At 64.7% G+C, this 18,733-nt stretch carries 18 protein-coding genes; 7 read left to right on the top strand and 11 right to left on the bottom strand.

The annotated features are described in order from the left end of the window. Position 1: 1 nt before the first annotated feature. From flgC to motA, 8 genes are all read right to left on the bottom strand, one after another. Positions 2-418, bottom strand: coding sequence for a flagellar basal body rod protein FlgC (gene flgC / locus ACR9YP_RS13040; RefSeq protein WP_060735083.1), 417 nt, complete (start codon positions 416-418; stop codon positions 2-4). A gap of 11 nt (positions 419-429) precedes the next feature. Then, a complete protein-coding gene (gene flgB / locus ACR9YP_RS13035; protein ID WP_474220101.1) occupies positions 430-810 on the bottom strand; it encodes a flagellar basal body rod protein FlgB in 381 nt (126 codons plus the stop codon). Positions 811-895: 85 nt separating this feature from the next. After that, a complete protein-coding gene (gene flhB, locus ACR9YP_RS13030) occupies positions 896-1,981 on the bottom strand; it encodes a flagellar biosynthesis protein FlhB (protein ID WP_474220099.1) in 1,086 nt (361 codons plus the stop codon). A gap of 13 nt (positions 1,982-1,994) precedes the next feature. Continuing rightward, positions 1,995-3,035 carry a flagellar motor switch protein FliG gene (locus ACR9YP_RS13025; RefSeq protein WP_091879912.1) on the bottom strand — a complete coding sequence of 347 codons (1,041 nt, stop codon included), beginning with the start codon at positions 3,033-3,035 and terminating at the stop codon, positions 1,995-1,997. Between the two features lie 2 nt (positions 3,036-3,037). Next, complete coding sequence (gene fliN / locus ACR9YP_RS13020) at positions 3,038-3,427, bottom strand: flagellar motor switch protein FliN (RefSeq protein ID WP_474220096.1); 390 nt, start codon at positions 3,425-3,427, stop codon at positions 3,038-3,040. Between the two features lie 76 nt (positions 3,428-3,503). Beyond that, positions 3,504-3,818 (bottom strand): hypothetical protein, encoded by a 315-nt coding sequence (locus tag ACR9YP_RS13015; protein ID WP_370988435.1) that lies wholly within the window; start codon positions 3,816-3,818, stop codon positions 3,504-3,506. Next, on the bottom strand, positions 3,799-4,740 hold the full coding sequence (locus ACR9YP_RS13010) for a flagellar motor switch protein FliM (protein WP_091879920.1): 942 nt from the start codon (positions 4,738-4,740) through the stop codon (positions 3,799-3,801). Before ACR9YP_RS13010 ends, ACR9YP_RS13015 begins: the two co-directional genes overlap by 20 nt. Further along, a complete protein-coding gene (gene motA, locus ACR9YP_RS13005) occupies positions 4,737-5,621 on the bottom strand; it encodes a flagellar motor stator protein MotA (protein ID WP_474220093.1) in 885 nt (294 codons plus the stop codon). The genes ACR9YP_RS13010 and motA overlap by 4 nt, the downstream gene beginning before the upstream one ends. A gap of 142 nt (positions 5,622-5,763) precedes the next feature. Here motA and ACR9YP_RS13000 point away from each other — a divergent pair, with 142 nt between their 5' ends. The 4 genes from ACR9YP_RS13000 (at position 5,764) to ACR9YP_RS12985 (ending at position 10,126) form a co-directional block, all read left to right on the top strand. After that, positions 5,764-6,552: a DUF1217 domain-containing protein gene (locus tag ACR9YP_RS13000; RefSeq protein WP_370988433.1), complete on the top strand. Its 789-nt coding sequence runs from the start codon at positions 5,764-5,766 to the stop codon at positions 6,550-6,552. 3 nt (positions 6,553-6,555) lie between these two features. Further along, the gene (gene flgF, locus ACR9YP_RS12995) at positions 6,556-7,284 is read left to right on the top strand and encodes a flagellar basal-body rod protein FlgF (RefSeq protein WP_091879923.1); all 729 of its coding nucleotides are present in this window, start codon (positions 6,556-6,558) and stop codon (positions 7,282-7,284) included. Positions 7,285-7,320: 36 nt separating this feature from the next. Next, positions 7,321-8,646, top strand: a complete 1,326-nt coding sequence (fliI, locus tag ACR9YP_RS12990) for a flagellar protein export ATPase FliI (RefSeq protein WP_474220090.1) — start codon at positions 7,321-7,323, stop codon at positions 8,644-8,646. An 844-nt stretch (positions 8,647-9,490) separates the two neighbouring features. Continuing rightward, positions 9,491-10,126, top strand: a complete 636-nt coding sequence (locus ACR9YP_RS12985) for a MarR family winged helix-turn-helix transcriptional regulator (protein WP_474220088.1) — start codon at positions 9,491-9,493, stop codon at positions 10,124-10,126. Between the two features lie 870 nt (positions 10,127-10,996). On the opposite strand, the gene ltrA is transcribed toward ACR9YP_RS12985, so the two are convergent. Then, positions 10,997-12,352 (bottom strand): group II intron reverse transcriptase/maturase, encoded by a 1,356-nt coding sequence (gene ltrA, locus ACR9YP_RS12980; protein WP_474217016.1) that lies wholly within the window; start codon positions 12,350-12,352, stop codon positions 10,997-10,999. Between the two features lie 1,124 nt (positions 12,353-13,476). Here ltrA and ACR9YP_RS12975 point away from each other — a divergent pair. Continuing rightward, on the top strand, positions 13,477-14,541 hold the full coding sequence (locus ACR9YP_RS12975; RefSeq protein ID WP_474220084.1) for a ketopantoate reductase family protein: 1,065 nt from the start codon (positions 13,477-13,479) through the stop codon (positions 14,539-14,541). A gap of 26 nt (positions 14,542-14,567) precedes the next feature. On the opposite strand, the gene ACR9YP_RS12970 is transcribed toward ACR9YP_RS12975, so the two are convergent. Next, entirely contained in the window at positions 14,568-14,738 is a 171-nt protein-coding gene (locus ACR9YP_RS12970) for a hypothetical protein (protein WP_438104829.1), read from the bottom strand. Between the two features lie 391 nt (positions 14,739-15,129). On the opposite strand from ACR9YP_RS12970, the gene ACR9YP_RS12965 reads away from it, so the two are divergent. Next, complete coding sequence (locus ACR9YP_RS12965; protein WP_438104831.1) at positions 15,130-15,948, top strand: YkgJ family cysteine cluster protein; 819 nt, start codon at positions 15,130-15,132, stop codon at positions 15,946-15,948. Positions 15,949-16,052: 104 nt separating this feature from the next. Continuing rightward, complete coding sequence (locus ACR9YP_RS12960) at positions 16,053-17,567, top strand: helicase HerA domain-containing protein (protein ID WP_128936255.1); 1,515 nt, start codon at positions 16,053-16,055, stop codon at positions 17,565-17,567. Between the two features lie 28 nt (positions 17,568-17,595). Here the strand turns inward: ACR9YP_RS12960 and ACR9YP_RS12955 are convergent, their stop codons facing one another. Then, the gene (locus ACR9YP_RS12955) at positions 17,596-18,672 is read right to left on the bottom strand and encodes a HoxN/HupN/NixA family nickel/cobalt transporter (protein ID WP_474220081.1); all 1,077 of its coding nucleotides are present in this window, start codon (positions 18,670-18,672) and stop codon (positions 17,596-17,598) included. Positions 18,673-18,733: the final 61 nt, after the last annotated feature.

The following is an 18,733-nucleotide window of genomic DNA, read 5'->3' as shown; positions in this document are numbered from 1 at the left end:
GTCAGCTCCTCAAGAGGTCGATGGTCATGCCCAGCATCGACCTCACCTGCTTCACAACCTGGAGATTGGCTTCATAGGACCGGTTGACCTCTCGCATGTCGGCCATCTCGATCATCATGTTGACGTTCGGCAGCTTGACGTAGCCGGCCTTGTCGGCGGCGGGATGCCCCGGGTCGTACTCGACGCGGTACGGCGTGGTGTCGACCCCGATCTCCTTGACTTTCGCAAGCTGTGCACCCGAGGCACGATCCATGGCGGCATCGAAGGTGATGGTCTTGCGCTGATACGGATCAGCCCCGGCGGTGCGCCCGGTCGACGTCGCGTTGGCGAGGTTCTCCGAGACGATGCGCATGCGCGTCGATTGCGCTTCGAGCCCGGAGCTTGCGACGGTCAATGACGACTGCAGAGAGTCCAGCATATCAATTCACCTCAGGCCTTCGCACTCGACAGGACCATACGGTGAAACGACCGCACGATCGCCGAGTTCATCGAATAGTCGCGATTGACGTCGTTGCCCTTGATCATTTCCTGCTCGAGACTGACCGAATTGCCGGAGTGAACCACTTCCCAGCTGTCCTTCTTAGCGATCTTGCGCGTGTCGGTCTCGGCGGCGGACAACTGCATGTGCGAGGGCGAGGTCGTCGCCAGCCTGACCGGCATGCCGTCGAGCACCTTGTTGAAGGGCTCGACGTCGCGCGCCTTGAAGCCCGGCGTGTTGGCATTGGCGACGTTGGTGGCGATGGTCGACTGGCGGAGCTCAAGGTAGCGCGCCTGCGACGATGCGAGTTCGAAGAGATAAAGCGGTCCCACGACAGCCCCGTTCTAGTCCATTCGGGAGAACCCTAGGGCGTTAAGCTTTCGTCAAGCTGTTGCGCGAAGCACCATCCTCGGAAATCTACTGGACCTTCTCGGGCCGTGCTGTCTGCTTGGACTGGAGGAAGTAGATGATCTCGGCGACGGGGCGGAAGAATTCCGCGGGAATCACCTGGTCGACCTGCACCGCCTCGTAGAGCGCGCGCGCCAGCGCCTTGTTTTCGATCACGGGAATCCGGTTCTGCTCGGCGACTTCGCGGATCTTCAGCGCGATCACGTCCATGCCCTTGGCGACCACCAGCGGCGCCGCATTCTCCTCGCGTTTGTAGCGCAGCGCGATCGCGAAATGCGTCGGGTTCGCGATCACCAGCGTCGCGCGCGCGGCGGAGGCGATCATGCGCTGGCGCGAGCGGTCGCGCGCCAGCGAGCGCAGGCGCGCCTTGATCAGCGGATCGCCCTCGGCCTGCTTGTGCTCATCCTTGATCTCCTGCCTGGTCATGCGCAGCTCGCGCCGCCAGTGGAAGCGCGACCAGGCGAGATCGATCGCGACCAGGACGATGGTCGCGATGCAGATCGCCGAGACGATCCGCATCGCGATGTTGAGGATCATCTCCGGCAGCGCCACCGGATCGGTGTACATCGCCTCGAACGCCTTCGCCTCGGACGAGCGCAGCACGAAGGCGACGACGGCGGTCACCGAGGCGAGCTTGAACAACGACTTGGCGAATTCGACGAGTCCTTGCGTGCCGAACAGACGGCTCCAGCCGCTGACCGGGGAGATGCGCGACACGTCCGGCTTGATGCGCTCCAGCACCAGGCGCGGCGCATTTTGCAGCAGCGAGGCGGCGAGGCCGAATACCATCATGATGACGACCAGCGGTACCAGGAATCGCAGCGAATGAAGTCCCACCACGGTGAGCAGGTTCTGCGCGTCCGCCGCGGTGCTGAGGGGGAAGCCCTCGGGATCGTCGAGAAAGCTCTTCAGCGTCGGCGTCAATTGCTGCACGCCCTGGCCGATCAGAAAGGCCTGGATCACCATCAGGGCAGCCATCGAGGCGAAGATGGACGCCTCCCGAGAGACCGGGATTTTGCCCTGTTCGAGCGCATCACGGACTTTCTTCTCGGTCGGCTCTTCTGTCTTGCTCTCCTGATCGGATGTTTCTGCCATGCCCGTTCAGCGGTCAGCGGAAGACCAGCTCATCCTCCTGCTCGGGGTTGAGCTCGATTTCACCCTTCTCCGCGAGCTCGAGCGCGAGATCGGTGATCACGCGCCGCGCCTCCAGCACATCGCGCTGGTTCGACGGCTCGCCGATGGCGAGCTCGTGCTCGACGACGCGGCGGACGCGCGAGGCGACCGAGGACAGGATCAGCTCGCGGAAGCTCTTGTCGGTGCCCTTGAGCGCGACGACGATGCGATCGGTCGGCACCTGGTCGAAGATCATGGTGCGCGCCTTCGGCGTCAGGTTGATGACGTCGTCGAACGTGAACAGCAGCTCCTTCAGCACTTCGGCCGACTTCGGCCGCTTCTCCGACAGGCTCTTCAGCATGTCCTCGATATGGCCGCGCTCCATCTTGTTGATGATGTCGGCGACGCGGGCGTAGGTGTCGGCGCCGAGATTGCGAGCGAAGTTGAGCGTCAAGTCCTCGTGCAGCGTCTTCTCGATGATGCGCATGGCGTCGTCGACGATCGGCTTGAGGCTCAGCACGCGCCGCATCAGCTCGTTGCGCAGGCTGGACGGCAGCTGGCTCATGACCTTGGCGGCGCAGGCCGGCTTGACCTTGGACAGGATGAGCGCCGCGGTCTGCGGGTGCTCCTTGGAGAGATAGCTCGCGAGCGAGTTCTCCGACACCGAGGAGACGCGATCCCAGACCGACCGGCTCGAATTGCCGAGCAGGTCCGACATGATCTGCGAGACCTGGTCGGCCGGCAGCACGTCGCCGAGCACGGCCTCGAGACCGCCGAGCGTGCCGAGGATGTTGGCGCCCATCGAAAATTGCTGGGCGAACTCCTCGACGATTCCCTCGAGCTCCTGCGCCGTGATCGGCCGCAGCTCCGCCGCGGCCTTGGTGACGATGCGGATCTCCTGCGGCTCGAACTGCTGGAGCACGCTCGCGGCCGCCTGCCGGCCCATGGCCAGCAGGAGCGCAGCGACCTTTTCCGTTCCGCCCAGTGTGGCGACGCCTCGCTGCTTGACGGGAGCGATGCCGACCTGTGCCGCCATGGTCAGGTATCACCCTGCCCCAGCGGACCGACGATTTCCGTCAGCGAGACGCCGAAGCGGGAATTGTCTTCTTCGACCACGACCACCTCGCCGCGGGCGACGATGCGGCCGTTGACGACGACATCGACGGGTTCGCCGACGCGATGATCGAGCGGCACCACGGCGCCGCGCCCGAGCTTCATCAGGTTCGCCACCGGAATGGTCGCCGATCCCAGCACCACCTGCATGGTGACGGGAATGCGCAGTATGGCATCGACATTGGCGAACTTGCCGGTCTCCTCCGCCGTGCGCGCGGCAATCTCCGCCAGCCGCTCCAGTGGAGATGCGTCGGTGTGCCCCTCGTCGGATGCCGATGCGCGAGTGGCAAACTCATAATCGAAGGATTGCGCCATTTGGTATCGCCTCTTGGTATTTCCGCTCCCGGAGCACCGCCGCGCTCCGACCGTATCGTTTTCGCCGGCTTCGGCTTCAATGCTTGTTCACGTCGGCGCCGCCTGTGGTCGCGACGGGCACGAGCCCGGTCCTCGCATCCAGCGCCGCGATCGCCTCGTGGGCCTGATCGATCTTCGTGCTCAGCACGTTGGCGAGCCGTCCGAGATTTGCGGTGGAATCGTGCGCCGCATTGATCACCGTGTCGAAGGCGCCCGCCGTCTCGTGGACGATGGTCGAGAATTCACCCTGGTAGCTGCGCAGCCGCGCCAGTTCACGGTGCATCCGGGTCACCCGCATGCTGGTGAAGGCGAGCGCAATCAGCAGCACGGCATCAACGAGATAGGATATCATCGACGAACTCCCGTTTCTGATCGACGGGATCTGCCACCTGCATGGCGTAATAGCCATCAAGCTGGCCGATCTGACACCAGAACAGCACCTGGTTGTTGCTTTCGAGCCGGGCGAGCGTGCGCGGCGTGGCTTCGAGCTCGAGCACCTGCCCGACCTGGAACTTCACGACGTCGCCGAGCGATATCATCTTCTCGTCGAGCACCGCGCTCAGCGTCACCTCGGTGCGGTGAACCTCGCTCTCCATCTGCTCGCGCCAGCGCGGATCGGCCGCGCGGCCGTCGCTGACGACGACATGCGCGAGCTTCTGCCTGAGCGGGTTGAGCGCGGAGTGCGGAATGATGAGGAACATCTGGCCGCCGCGATAGAGCGCCTGCAACATGATGTTCGCGCAGATCGACATGTTGCCGCTGCGTCCGATCGCCAGCGAGGCCATGGCGGTCTCGACCCGTTCCACGCGGAAGGTGACGTTGGAAGTTCCGGCAAAGGCGGATTGCAGCGCCTTGGCGAACCGCTCGAACAGCGCCTGGACAAGGCGGATTTCGATGTTCGAGAACGCGCGCTCGACGTCGAGCGGCGGTTCGGCGCCGTCGGAGCCGAACATCGCCTCGACCATCGTGAACACGAAATCGCGGTCGAGCATGATGATGACACGGGAGTCCCACTGCTCGGCATAGAGCACCGCCGCGACCGCGTTGGCCTCGTAATCCTTGATGATGTCGCCGACGCGGTCGTTGGTGATGCCGTTGACCGAAAAATAGCACGGCGTTCCGGCCATCGGCTGCAGGCTGTCGGTGCACGATGCCGCCATGCGATCGAAGATCACATTGAGCATCGGCATGCGCTCGATCGATATGCCGGCGGCGTCCAGCAGGTAGTTCGGCAGCTGCTTGCGCTGATCGACGTCGACGTCTTCCATCATCATGCGCGGGCAGCCTTCGGTTCAGCCTCGGTCACGACGACCTTGGGACCTGCAATCGTTTCGTTCTCGACGACGTCGATCGACGGCCGCTCGGTGCTGGCGATCATCTTGCGGCCGTGTTCGACGGCGATCTGCGGCATGGCGCCGTTCATGAACGCCAGCAGCGTCTGCTTGACGATGATATAGGGCCGGCACTTCTTCTCGCGCGTCATCTTGATCTTCAGCGCGAAGGGCGAAATGATGCCGTAGGACAGGAAGATGCCGGCGAGGGCCGCGCCGATGAAGCCGCCCAGCAACTTCGGCGACTGGTCGAGGGCCCCCATGGCCTTGATGACGCCGAGCACCGCGGCGACGATGCCGAGCGCCGGCAGCGCCTCGGACACCACCACCAGCGCATGGTATGGCGTCAGCTTGCTCTTCACGATGGTGTGGATCTCCTCGTCCATCAACGCCTCGATCTCGTGCGTGCGCGCATTCCCCATGATGATCAGGCGGACATAGTCGCAGATGAACTGGAGCAGCGCGGGGTCGGAGAGCACGCTCGGAAACGCCTTGAATATCTCCGAGGAGGATGGATCGTCGATATGCGCCTCGACCTCGTTGCGGCCCTTGCCTCGCAGCTCGCGCATCAGGGCATGGAGCGCGCCGAGCAGATCGAGATAATAGCGCTCACTGGGCACAGCGCCGGTGATGGCCTGCATGCAGGCAACCCCGGTGTCCACGACCGTCTTCCACGGATTGGCCACGATGAAGGTGCCGACGGCGGTGCCCATGATGATCACGAACTCCCACGGCTGCATGAGCACGGCCAGGTGCCCGCCCATGGCGGCAAATCCGCCGAGCAGTGCCGCCACCGTGATGAAAATCCCCACGAAACTGCCCAACGCGCCGCTCCATCGCCGATCCCAGCGGGAATATCTAGTCGGCGACGCTTGCGCGAAGCTGGCTTCGGGACCGCCAGCCCCGCGCAAGCAATTCGCGGCAGCTTGAGACGATGTTGCAAGAGCGGCCAGAGGGACGCGTGTCATGCTATCCACCATCGCGGATTACACCAGACTGACCAAGGACATGGGCAAGTCGCTGACACAGGTCGCGAAACAGCCGGACGTCAGCCGCGAGACCGATTATTTCCTCAGCCATATCGGCAACGTGAAGACCATCGACGATTTCCTGAAGGACTACCGGCTCTACTCCTATGCGATGAAGGCCTATGGCCTCAGCGACATGACCTATGCCAAGGCGTTCATGCGCAAGGTGCTGACCGAAGGTGTCGCCAACAAGAACACCTTCGCCAACAAGCTCACCGACGTCCGCTATCGTGAATTCGCCACGGCGTTCAACTTCGCCGCCCTCGGCAGCAACGCGACCCAGACCACCCAGGCCACGACCGGGACGGCGACCCAATATGTCAGGCAGACGATGGAGCAGAAAGCCGGCGACCAGAACGAGGGCCTGCGGCTGGCGCTCTATTTCACCCGCAAGGCCTCCACCGTCACCACCGCCTACCAGATCCTCGCCGACAAGGCGCTGACGCAGGTGGTTCAGACCGCGCTCGGCCTGCCGTCGACGATCAGCTCGGCCGACATCGACGCCCAGGCCAAGATGATCACGGACAAGATCAAGCTCACCGATTTCCAGGACCCGGCCAAGGTCACCAAATTCGTGCAGCGCTTTGCCGCGATGTGGGATGCGGCCCAGGCCCAGAGCGACAACTCGACCAATCCCGTGCTGGTCCTGATCGGCGGCGCGTCGTCGATGGCCAGCATGGATACCGACATGCTCTCGAAACTTCAGTCCATCCGCTTCGGAAAGTAAGTCATGCAATCGGCTCTCTATGTGGGATTGTCGGCGCAGGTCGCCCTCGAAAAGCGCCTCCAGACGATCGCCAACAACGTCGCCAACGTCAACACAGCGGCGTTCCGCACCGACGTGGTGAAGTTCGAGACCGTGCTGTCCAAGGCGGGCGCGAACCCGGTCGCCTTCTCCTCGCCCGGCGACAACATCATCTCCCGCGAGATGGGCAACATCACCGAGAGCGGCAACCCGCTCGACGTCGCCGTGGTCGGACAGGGCTGGATCGCCTTCGCCGGTCCGAACGGCACGGTCTATACCCGTGACGGCCGCCTCCAGATCGCCCCCAACGGCGACCTTCAGACCGTGTCCGGCTTTCCCGTAATCGATTCCGGCGGCGCGCAGATCACGCTCGATCCCAACGGCGGACCGATCTCGATCGCGCGCAGCGGCGCCATCACCCAGGACAACAACGAGATCGGCACCATCGGCCTGTTCAACATTCCCGCGGATGCCAATCTCGAGCGCTATGGCAATTCCGGCGTCACGCCCGATCGTCCCGCGACCGCGATCGCCGATTTCTCCCGCGACGGCTTCAAGCAAGGCTACGTCGAAGGCTCCGGCGCCAATCCGATGATGGAATTGACGAAGCTGATCGCGGCCTCGCGCGCCTTCGACGGCACCAATTCGATGATCGAGGGCACCGAGAGCTCGCTCCAGAATGCAATCCGGACGCTGGGCGAACCCGGCAAATAGGCTGCGCCTCGCGCGCAATGAGGTTGGACGGTTTCCTTGAACGCTCTTCGGCAACTCGAGTGGGCGCTGCTGGAGCTTCAGCAGAGCACGCCCCTGGCAAGCGTCAGCGGCGCGATCTCCGAGATCGCGCCGACGCATTTCCGCGTCTCCGGCCTGTCGCGCTTCGTCAGGCTCGGCGAGCTCATCGGTGTCAATTCGGCCGGCAGGCCCCAGATCGGCGAGGTGGTGCGGATCGACAACGAGGGCATCATCGCCAAGCCGTTCGATCGCCAATTCGCCGGCGGGCTGGGCTCGGTCGCATACCGGATGCCGCCATTGTCCTTTGCGCCCGATCCGAGCTGGAAGGGCCGCGTCATCAATGCGCTCGGCGCACCGCTGGACGGCCAGGGGCCCCTCACGCCGGGATCGCGCGCGGTCTCGGCGGAGGCCGAGGCACCTTCGGCCATGAAGCGCGCGCGCGTGCACAAGCCGCTGCGCACCGGCGTGCGCGTCATCGACCTGTTCTCGCCGATCTGCGCCGGCCAGCGCGTCGGCATCTTTGCCGGCTCCGGCGTCGGCAAATCGACGCTGCTGGCGATGCTCGCCCGCAGCCAGGGTTTTGATACGGTCGTGCTGGCGCTGGTCGGCGAGCGCGGCCGCGAGGTGCGCGAGTTCATCGAGGACGTGCTGGGCACCGACCGTCACCGCGCCGTCACAATCGTGTCGACGGGAGACGAGAGCCCGATGATGCGGCGCCTGGCGCCGAAGACGGCGATGGCGGTCGCCGAATATTTCCGCGACCGCGGCGAATCGGTGCTGCTGATGGTCGATTCGATCACCCGCTTCGCCCACGCCGCCCGCGAGGTTGCACTCGCCGCAGGCGAGCCCGCGGTCGCGCGCGGCTACGCGCCGACGGTCTTCACCGATCTGCCGCGGCTTCTGGAGCGCGCCGGCCCCGGCGAGGAGGGATCCGGCACGATCACCGGGATTTTCTCCGTGCTGGTCGACGGCGACGATCACAACGAGCCGATCGCCGACACCATCCGCAGCACGCTCGATGGACACATCGTGCTCTCCAGGCACATCGCCGACCAGGCGCGCTATCCGGCCGTGGACGTTCTGGCCTCGGTCTCTCGCCTCGCCCATAACGTCTGGGATCCCGAAGAGCGCGAATTGGTGAGCAAGCTGCGCGCCATGATCGCCAAATACGAGGATACACGTGACCTTCGCCTGATGGGCGGATATCAGTCGGGGCGCGATTCGGGTCTCGACCAGGCGGTCGACATGGTTCCGAGAATCTACAGCGCGATGCGGCAGGACGCATCGGCCCCGCCGAGCGCCGATCCGTTCCGCGAGCTCCGGGACATGCTCAGGGGCGAGTAGCAGGTTGCGCGGTGAGATGGCGCGCGACGCCGTCGTGCCCTGCCCGTTGTTTTCGACAGCCGATTGCGCATGCGGCCACGCTTCCAGCGCATGCGCACGCGCAGCCATGACCGACTTCCGTCGCGAGAACGTCAGTCGATCGGACGAGAGGAATCGAGCGGAAGCGACGAACGGGCGATTCCTGCGACCGCGACCGCAACAACCGCCGCGTGCAATTCCTGTGAGTTCCCTCAGGTGATTCCCCGACGGATCGTACAAGTTGTGGATGACATGCCGACGCACATCGTCGTCATGCACAAGCTTCGATCAACTTGCATCAACGACAGACAGCGACGTGGCGTGCACAAACCGACGTATAGTTGCGTGCATGCTGCTCATCGGGCAGCGTATTGCGTTCACTATCATGTGTCCCGACGAGCGAGATTGTCTTGAACGTTACATTCGCCTGCAACGACATCCAGTCTTAGAGAGCGTCTGTACTTGATTTTGTTGAGAAGCTCATTCATCGTTTCGATGGATACAAGAAACGTCTGCTTGCGACTTGAACTTTAGGGGCCTCGGTTGAACTACTCCGATCCATCGTCTGCTGGCGACGGCAACTCGGGCTCCCGTGCGACGACGACGCTGGTTGCGGGCCGTCAGCGACGCAGGCTTGCGCTTCGAACGACGCGACGCCCATCAGTCCGGGTCGGTCGCGTTGCAGTCCATGCCTTCGAGCGAGAATTGGACACGACGTGCTCGTCGGGCACCTCCAGCCGTCTGACGCCTCACGACGGATTCGCAAGCCAGGGCGCGAGGCGGCTTCGGAACGCCGCACGCGAAGTTCCGGGGACGAGGTAGATTCATGCCATTGGCGCGAGAAGCCGTCGAGCTGCTGGTTCAGGCGGCGAGGGCTTGGTATTTCGAAGGCAATCAGCATGGATTGCGCGATCGCGAATGGATGGCGCTGCGCTTTCTCGGCCGTGCCAACAGGTTCTCGCGCACGCCGTCCGCGCTTGCCGGCTTTATCGGCGCCACCAGGGCCACGGCATCGCAGATCGTGAAGACGCTCGAGAGCAAGTCCTTCCTGGTGCGAAAGCCGTCGCACGAGGACAAGCGTTCGGTCGTGCTTCACGTCACCGCGCAAGGCGAGAAATGCCTGAGCCAGCACGACCCGATCAATCACGTGCTGAACGCAGTCACCTCGCTCGGCACTGACGAGTGCATCAGACTGCGTGACTCGCTGCGGGAGATCCTCAATCATCTCGATGCAGCCCATCAGCGCCTCGACGCCAGCATCTGCCGGGACTGCATGTTTCTCGCCGAACGCGGCCCGGGCACCGGCAAGGGACGCGCGACCGCCGAGTTCATGTGCCGGCTGTATCGCGCCCCTGTTTCGCTCGAGGAGACCGAGCTGCTCTGCACCAGTTTCGAGCGCACCCGCGACCGCCCGAAGATCGAGGCACATCTCGACCGTGCGCGGGTGGCGAGCCAGGGGTGAGGCGCAGCGCGATGGGCCGCCCCGCGAGAGCGTAATGCGCGCGTACACTCTCTCCACATCGTCATTGCGAGCGCAGCGAAGCAATCCAGAGTCTTTCCGAGGCGGGATTCTGGATTGCTTCGTCGCAAGGGCTCCTCGCAATGACAGAGCAAGGGGCACTGCCGTCGTCCTCCAATTCGCTGTCATTCCCCGCGAAGGCGGGGAATCCAGTAGGCCGCGGCCTCTCGGTTCAATCACTGCCGTCTCGGAGTACTGGATCGCCCGGTCGAGCCGGGCGATGACAGCGAATGTGTGGTTAGCGCTCGCCCCAATCTCGTCGTTGCGAGCGTAGCGAAGCAATCCGGAGTCTTTCCGCGGAAAGATTCTGGATTGCTTCGTCGCAAGGGCTCCTCGCAATGACTGAGCAAGGGGCGCCGCCGTCGTCCTCCAAATGACGCTGTCATTCCCCGCGAAGGCGGGGAATCCAGTACGCCGCGGCCTCTCGGCTCAATCACGAGCGCCTCTGGAATACTGGATCGCCCGGTCGAGCCGGGCGATGACAGCGCGTGTGTGGTTAGCGCTCGCCCCAATCTCGTCATTGCGAGCGCAGCGAAGCAATCCAGAGTCTTTCCGCGACAAGATGCTGGATTGCTTCGTCGCAAGGGCTCCTCGCAATGACGGAGCAAGGGGCAATGGCGTCGTTCTCCAAATCGCATTTGCGTGGCAGACACGCCTTCGCATTCTCGCGGCGGATTTCGCCCGAGCTTTGCTTGATTCTCCACCCTCTAGATCCAAGAGGGCGATCGGCATAGAGGCGTGGAGTTTGGCTCCACGTCCCCTGCCACACCACCCGGCATGCGGGTCCGCACCGGGCGGTTCGATGGGTTGAGGTTAGCTTGCGAGGGAGGGGACTCCCAGCCGTCTGAAGCGTTCATTTGGCAACGCTTTGTTGAGCGCCACCTTCGAGGTGCGCCACCAGCGCCGTCTGTTGATGGCCACTCGCCTGGCTTCGTCGGGATGTACGCCGCGCGCGATCAATTCGCGGTAGACGACATGCCCGTTCTTCCAGTGCTTGAGCTGAACCGCCCGCAGACGATGCCGGATCCACCCGTCGATGTCGGCAAAGACGCCGGGCGTCTCTGCAAGGCGGAAGTACCCCTTCCACCCTGTCAGATACTTGCCGAGCGGCTTGCACATTTGTGCGAGACTGCGTCCGGCACTGCGCCGGGTCATGTCGCGCACGCGCTCTTTCATGCGTTCGATGGCCTGTGGTGCGACGCGCCGCCTGATCGTCCGTCCCGCAGCCACCCAAAAGGAGAAGCCGAGGAACTTCGATGCCGTGGCGCGTCGTACCTTGCTCTTGGTTTCGTTGACGCGGAGCTTCAGCTTCCCGAACAGCTTGCGCAGTGAGGTCATCACCCGCTCGCCCGAACGCTGCGTCCGAACGTAGACGTTCAGATCGTCGGCGTAGCGGACGAAGGCATGCCCGCGCCGCTCCAGCTCCTTGTCGATTTCGTCCAACAGCACGTTGGCCAATAGCGGAGACAGCGGACCGCCTTGCGGCGTCCCCTCACCCCGCTCGATCACCACCCCGTCTGCGAGCACGCCCGCATTGAGGTAGCGGCGGATCAGCCGCAGCACCCGACGGTCCGCGATCCGTTTGGCCAGCCTTCCCATCAGGATGTCGTGGTTGACCCGGTCGAAGAACTTCTCCAGGTCGATATCCACCACGAAGCTGCGGCCTTCCTGCACATAGGCTTGCGCGCGACGCACCGCGTCGTGCGCACTCCGTCCGGGCCGGAAGCCATAGCTTGCATCCGAGAAGGTTGGGTCGAACTGCGGTTGCAGAACCTGCAGCAGGGCCTGCTGGATGAACCGGTCGAGCACGGTGGGGATGCCGAGCTCGCGCTCGCCCCCGCCGGGCTTCGGGATCGCCACCCGCTTCACTGGCTGCGGCTGGTACTGCCCCGCGAGCAATTTCTCGCGCAGGAGCGGCCAGTGCACGCGCAGATGGTTAGGTAGCTCCTCCACCGTCATCCCGTCGATGCCGGGACTGCCCGCATTCTGCCGAACACGCTTCAGTGCGGCCTGAAGGTTCTGGCGTTCACACACCTTCTCCATCAGATCGCTGCTTCCTGGGCGCTCGTCTCCACTTCCAGTCAGGGGCGCTTCCACGCGCCCGGCCGGCCGCTGCGGCTTCACCGCAGCGGTCGATCGTGCGTCCGGGGCTTCCGGCTTCTGTGGCATAATTCCCCCGAGGTTTGTGGGCGTTTCGCCCTTCCCATCGTTCGGCCCTTCACGGCTTTAAGCCGCTACTACGGCCTCTGCTGACTTCTCGCTCCGAAGGCCTTGCAACCCTCGTCACCCTTTCAGGTGCAAGCGAGATCTCCCCGGGTAAGACCTTCGACCTTCGCTGCACGACCGCCGGATCTACGTCGCCTGCCTTGATCACAACGGCTTTGCGGCTCCTGGCCCGCTCGCCCTGCTCGGCTCCGCCTCATATCCGATTTCTGTTCGTCGGCCCGCAGCTTCGCTCCCCGCTTCCTTCACGCCGGCCTCGCGGTCCGACACTCTGCGGTTCACTTCGCTCGCTGTGATCAGCTCACGGAAGGACTTTCACCTCCAAGTCGAAGCCCATGCCGGGCACACCAGGGAAGGCCGGGTGCCGGCTGGCACCCGCGGTCCGCTGCGCGAAACGCACACGCAGAGAAGACCGCACAGCAGCATACAGGTGAAGCCCAACACACGGCCTTCCCTGCGCAGTGGTTTGACGGCTTATGCCGCGCTCTCCCGGGAGCCGAGTTCCCTCTGGCCTCCCTCACCCCAGCGAAAGTCGCCGACACTGCGCCAGTTGACGCCAATGCCGCATCCGCCAGGGCTTGACCGTAGCAACGACGGCCAGGACCACACGGTTTTGCCGTACGCGCGGTTCGCCTGCGCCACAGGGTTCGACGGCGTTGTGCACATTGCCATCGAAATGCTGGCACGACGAACCTGACAGCGCCGTCCGTCCGCGCGAAGCCTTAAGGGCTCACGGAGAGCAATCCGCCCTGCCCCTGGCTCTCGCGCCCGACGCTGCCGCGTCCACCGCAAGCCCGGCTCCGCGATCATCACGACACATGATCGCCCCTCAAGGGTGAGCCGGGATGAGCGACACATACGACAAATCCGAATTTCGGTAAAGTGGAATATTTTCGCACGATGGGATTGACGGGGAGGCGACACAGGCGCGGATGGGATGGGGTATCGGCACTTCCTTGTATGCATTATCCCAGTTGCCATCCCCACGCAGTTCGCTTTAGATGCCGGCAACTCGCCCGCGGCTGACGGCCGGGGCTCAAAAATCACACACATTGTCAAAGGGACGGAGCATGGCGCGCAACATATTGATTCTCGGAGCTTCTTACGGCTCCCTGCTGGGCACGAAGCTGCTGATGGCGGGTCATAACGTGACCCTGGTGTGCCGCGCCAAGACCGCGGAGCTGATCAACCGGGACGGTACCGAGGTGCGCATCAAGTTGCGCGACGAGGCGGTGCACCGGGCGATCTTCTCGCGCGACCTGCCCGGCAAGCTCGACGCCGTGACACCGGCCAATGTCGACCTCTCCCGTTACGATCTGGTCGGCCTCGCGATGCAGGAGCCGCAATACACCAACCACACGGTGCGCGTTCTCATGGTCAAGATCGCGGCGGCGAAGCTGCCGTGCCTGTCGATCATGAACATGCCGCCGCTGCCCTATCTGAAGCGGATCCCGGCGCTCGCAGACATGGATCTCGAGGAGGCCTACACCAATGCGCAGGTGTGGGAGGGGTTCGAGCCGGGGCTGGTGACGCTGTGCTCGCCCGACCCGCAGGCGTTCCGTCCGCCGGAAGAGGCGGCGAACGTGCTCCATGTCGGCCTGCCCACGAACTTCAAGGCATCGGTGTTCGCAGACGAGAAGCACAACAAGCTGCTGCGCGAGCTCGAAGCCGACATCGACGCGGTGACACTCGACGGCCACGACGTGCCGGTGAAGCTGAAGGTGTTCGACTCGTTGTTCGTGCCGCTGGCGAAATGGTCGATGCTGCTGACCGGCAATTACCGCTGCATCACGCCGAATGAGCCGCAATCGATCCGCGACGCCGTGCATGGCGACCTCGCGCGGTCACAGACGATCTACGACCACGTCGATGCCATCGCCCGCCGCCTCGGCGCCGACCCGCAGGACCAGGTGCCGTTCGCGAAATATGCCAAGGCCGCCGAAAGCCTGCTCAAGCCGTCATCGGCGGCCCGCGCGGTCGCGAGCGGCGCGCCCTTCATCGAGCGCGTCGACTTGCTGGTGAAACTGATCTCGCATCAGCTCGGTGTGCCCAACGCCGAAATCGACCGCACCGTCGACACTGTGGACCATAAGCTGAACGAGAAGATCGTGCAGGGCGGATCGGGCGCGCAGTAGCGCGCCGTTTCCAGCGACGTCGGCCCTCACGCAATCCAGAGCGATTGAATCCGGATCACGCCGGTCATGGCGACCAGCGTGACCGCACCGGTGCGCGTGACCAGGTCGGGACGCCCGAGACGGCGGGCGCCGGCGCCGAGCGTTGCGCCCAACGTCACCCATGCCGCGCCGCCGTGACGATCTGAACCAGTGCTCACTGCAGGTTCGGCGTACGGCACTGTTCCCAGTGTGGCGCAAACTCAACGACAGTCGTCGCACATCGGACGCACGGCCGGGTCGTCGCCCTCGCATCGCGCCTACGCGCGGTCCGCTGATATCACGACTGCGTGAGACGAACGGCATGCCGCCCGTCATATCCCGGCGCTTCGCGAGCAAAGCGAGCCGATTCGACGCTAATGGGCTCCCCTCACGTGCAGGCCCTTCATTCGCGCAAACGTTGCATGCGCGCAGAACGGGTCCGGCTTCTTGCCCAGCCGACAGAGAGGTGAGCAACATATCTTTTTAGGTCAGGTGTCTATGACCTGTTTTGCCGGGTCGGTTGTTCCGGCGAAATCGCAATGCACGGCCGAGAGAACAAGAACAACAACAATGGATCAGGCGATGCTGAGCGTCGTCCGCGCGGTCGAGGCAGGCGCGACGACGATGAAGAGCGTGATCGACGCCACCGGACTGTCCCGTCTCAAGATCGAGCGCGCGTTGACCGCACTGGAGAAGCAGAAGCTGCTGGTGCGCGACGGCCAGGGTTTTCGTGCGACCGGCCTGCCGAAGGCGGCCCGCCCGGTCCGGCAATGCGGCTCATGCAACGCCTGCTGCGATATCCTCGAAGTGGCCGGCGTCGACAAGCCGGTGAACCAGCTCTGCAAACATTGGCAGGCCGGCATGGGATGCACCATCTACGATCGCCGCCCGCAAATGTGCCGGTCGTTCGTCTGTGCCTGGCTGCAGGGCCATCTCGACGACGATTGGTTTCCGGCGAAGTCGGGCATCGTGGTGCATTTCAGCCAGGACGCCGTCAACGTCACGGTCGACGATGATTGTCCCGACCGCTGGCGCGAGGAGCCGTATTTCAGCAAGCTTGCCGAATGGTCGCTGAATGGGATCAGGCGGATCGGAAACCGCGGCTATGCGACCCTTGTCGTGTCCGGCACCGAGCGGTTCCTGCTACTGGGACACACCGTCGTTCCCGATCCGACGCTGTTCGGCACCGCATTCCTGCCGCTCACCGCCGACACCTTCCGGTTCTGGCGGGCGACGTCGCCCGAGCATTTGCAGCGGCTGCATGAGCGCATCGCCGAGATCGAACGGATCAGGCAGGAATTCGGATCCTGCGCCATCCCCGAGACCGAGGACGACGATCCGCTACCGCCCTATCGGCCCGCGCTTCTACGGTTGTCGCATCATCTCTGAACTCCGCCGTGGGCAACACGGCCTGATTCGCGCGGTAGCGCTCGACGCGCCTCGGCCGGGTTGATAAGCCCCTGTCCGCGAATGACGGGACTTGAGTCGGGGACATGACGGTTGCGATCGAGATGGGGCAGACCACGGCGGGTGCCGCGGCGGCCATGGACCTCGAGGAACTGCTGGCGACCCGCCTCCTGGTGCAGGGCAATTCGGGATCCGGCAAATCGCATCTGCTGCGGCGGCTGCTGGAACAGAGCGCGCCCTGGGTGCAGCAGGCCATCATTGATCCCGAAGGCGACTTCGTCACGCTGGCCGAGCGCTTCGGCCATCTGGTGATCGAGGCCGAGGATCACACCGAGCGCGGCCTTCAGGTCGCCGGCGAGCGCGCGCGGCTGCATCGCGTCTCCACCGTGCTCAATCTCGAAGGGCTCGATGCCGAGAACCAGATGCGGCGCGCCGCGGCGTTCCTCGGCGGGATGTTCGACGTCGACCGCGACCATTGGTACCCGATGCTGGTGGTCGTCGACGAGGCGCAGCTGTTTGCGCCGGCGGTTGCGGGCGAAGTCTCGGACGAGGCGCGAAAACTGTCGCTCGGCGCCATGACCAATCTGATGTGCCGCGGCCGCAAGCGCGGGCTCGCCGGCATCATCGCGACCCAGCGTCTGGCCAAGCTCGCCAAGAACGTTGCAGCGGAAGCCTCCAACTTCCTGATGGGCCGGACCTTCCTCGACATCGACATGGCGCGCGCCGCCGACCTGCTCGGCATGGAGCGGCGGCAGGCCGAAGCTTTTCGCGATCTCGAGCGCGGACAGTTCATGGCGCTGGGACCGGCGCTGTCGCGGCGTCCCCTGCGTTTGAACATCGGCCCGACCGACACGAGCCCGCGCAATTCCACACCGCGGCTGATGCCGCTGCCGGAAGCGACGCTGGAAGATGCGCGCGCCGTGATCCTGGCGGCGCCGCCGCCCGATGCCAGCCGCCCGCAGCGCCGGCCCGCACCGGATCTGCTCGAGCAGCTCCGCGCCGCAAAGGCGGCAGCTGCGCCGGAAGCGCGCGCGGAGCCGATCGAACTTCCGGTCAGCGCCGAAGAGCTCGCGGAGCGGCGCGAGCGCGTGGATCGTACCCTTCGTGCCGTGCTCGCCGAGCCCGATGCCGGCTTCCGCGCCATCGGCGTGCTCTATCAGGAGTTCGTGGTCCGCTGCCGCATCGAGGGGCTCGGCGCGGCCGTGCCTGATCTCAACGAATTCCGCCGCATGCTGACGCACGCCCGCGCCGGGCTCGGCACTGACCTCGCCGACGACGACGCCTGGCAGGACGTGTCGCTGCGCGCCTCGATCCTGCCCGACGACATGCAGGGCGTGTTCATGATGATCGCGCGCGCGGCGAAGGAAGGCTGGCCCTGTCCCGGCGATGCCGCGATCGCGCGCGCCTATGGCTCGCACTCGCTGCGCCGCGCGCAGCGGCTGCTCAGCTATATGGAGGAGCAGGGCCTGATCGTCTGCCAGCTCGACGGCGGCGGCCGCCGGATCGTGACGCTGGTGGAGCTGGCCTGGGCGACGGCGCCGGGCGATCCCAATGGCGATGATTTGCCGATGGAGCCCGCGCAAAGCGCGGCCGCGCTCTGAGCCGGCGGATTCAGGGGCGTCTCCTCACCTACGCCGCCTCGGTCGCATCGAAGCCGCGGGCCGCATCCGGCGAGCGTCGCGCGTCATCCGAGAACATGCGGCGATAGAGTAGGACCGAGACGAGCCAGGCGATCGCGAACAGCGCGATCACGACGAAGCCGACATTCGCCAGCGACTCGTTGAGGCCCTCGACCACCGCCCACGGGCCGCCGGAGAGATCGAGCCGATCGCTGATCAGGCCGAGCGCCTCGATGCCTCCGATGAAGAGCGCCACTGCGACCGAGGCGCCGGTGATCGTGAGGTTGTACCAGAGTTTTCGCAGGGGATCGACGAAGGCCCAGCGATAGGCGCTCACCATCAACGCGGAGTCGGCGGTATCGACGAGCGCCATGCCTGATGCAAACAGCGCCGGAAAGACCAGGATATCGGCGAGCGAGGTACCGCGCGCGGCTTCGCTGGCGGAAATGCTGAGCAGGCCGATCTCGGTCGCGGTGTCGAAACCAAGCCCGAACAGGAAGCCGAGCGGGTACATATGCCCCGGCTTTGTCACCAGGCGGAACATCGGCCCGAGCAGGCGCGCCAGGACGCCGCGATTGGCCAGCAGCGCATCGAGGCCCGCGGCGTCATGGATACCTTGGTCCCGCGCCGCGCGAAACGTCCGCCACAGGCCGGCGAAGATAGCGAGGTTGATGGCCGCGATCACAAGCAGGAACAGCGCCGATACCGACGTGCCGATCACGCCGCCGATCTCCTTGAGCAGGCTGTCGCCGCCAAGGCTCACCACGCCAAGCGCGAGCAGCATGGTCGCGACCACGACGACGGTGGAATGGCCGAGCGCGAAATAGAGGCCGACGCTGCGCGGCGCGCCGCCCGCCTGCATCAGCTTGCGCACGACGTTGTCGATCGCGGCGATGTGGTCGGCATCGACGGCGTGGCGGAGGCCGAAGACCCAAGCCAGCAGCGCGGTCGCCATCACCGTCGGCCGATCGCCAAACAGCGCAAAGGCCCACGCCCACGCGGCGATGTTGGCGGCAATGAGCCCCCCGAACAGCAGCGCCGCTCCGGGCTCGACCGCCCGTAAAGACCATCTCGTCACCACAATCATTCCGTCCGTTGCACGCCCCGTCGTGCCAGCGGTATGATTTTTTCATAAGATGGTCATACTG

It is taken from the genome of Bradyrhizobium sp. BR14999 (assembly GCF_056106085.1).
The sequence above is the reverse complement of the archived record's forward strand: the minus strand, read 5'-3'. Positions and strand labels throughout refer to the sequence as shown.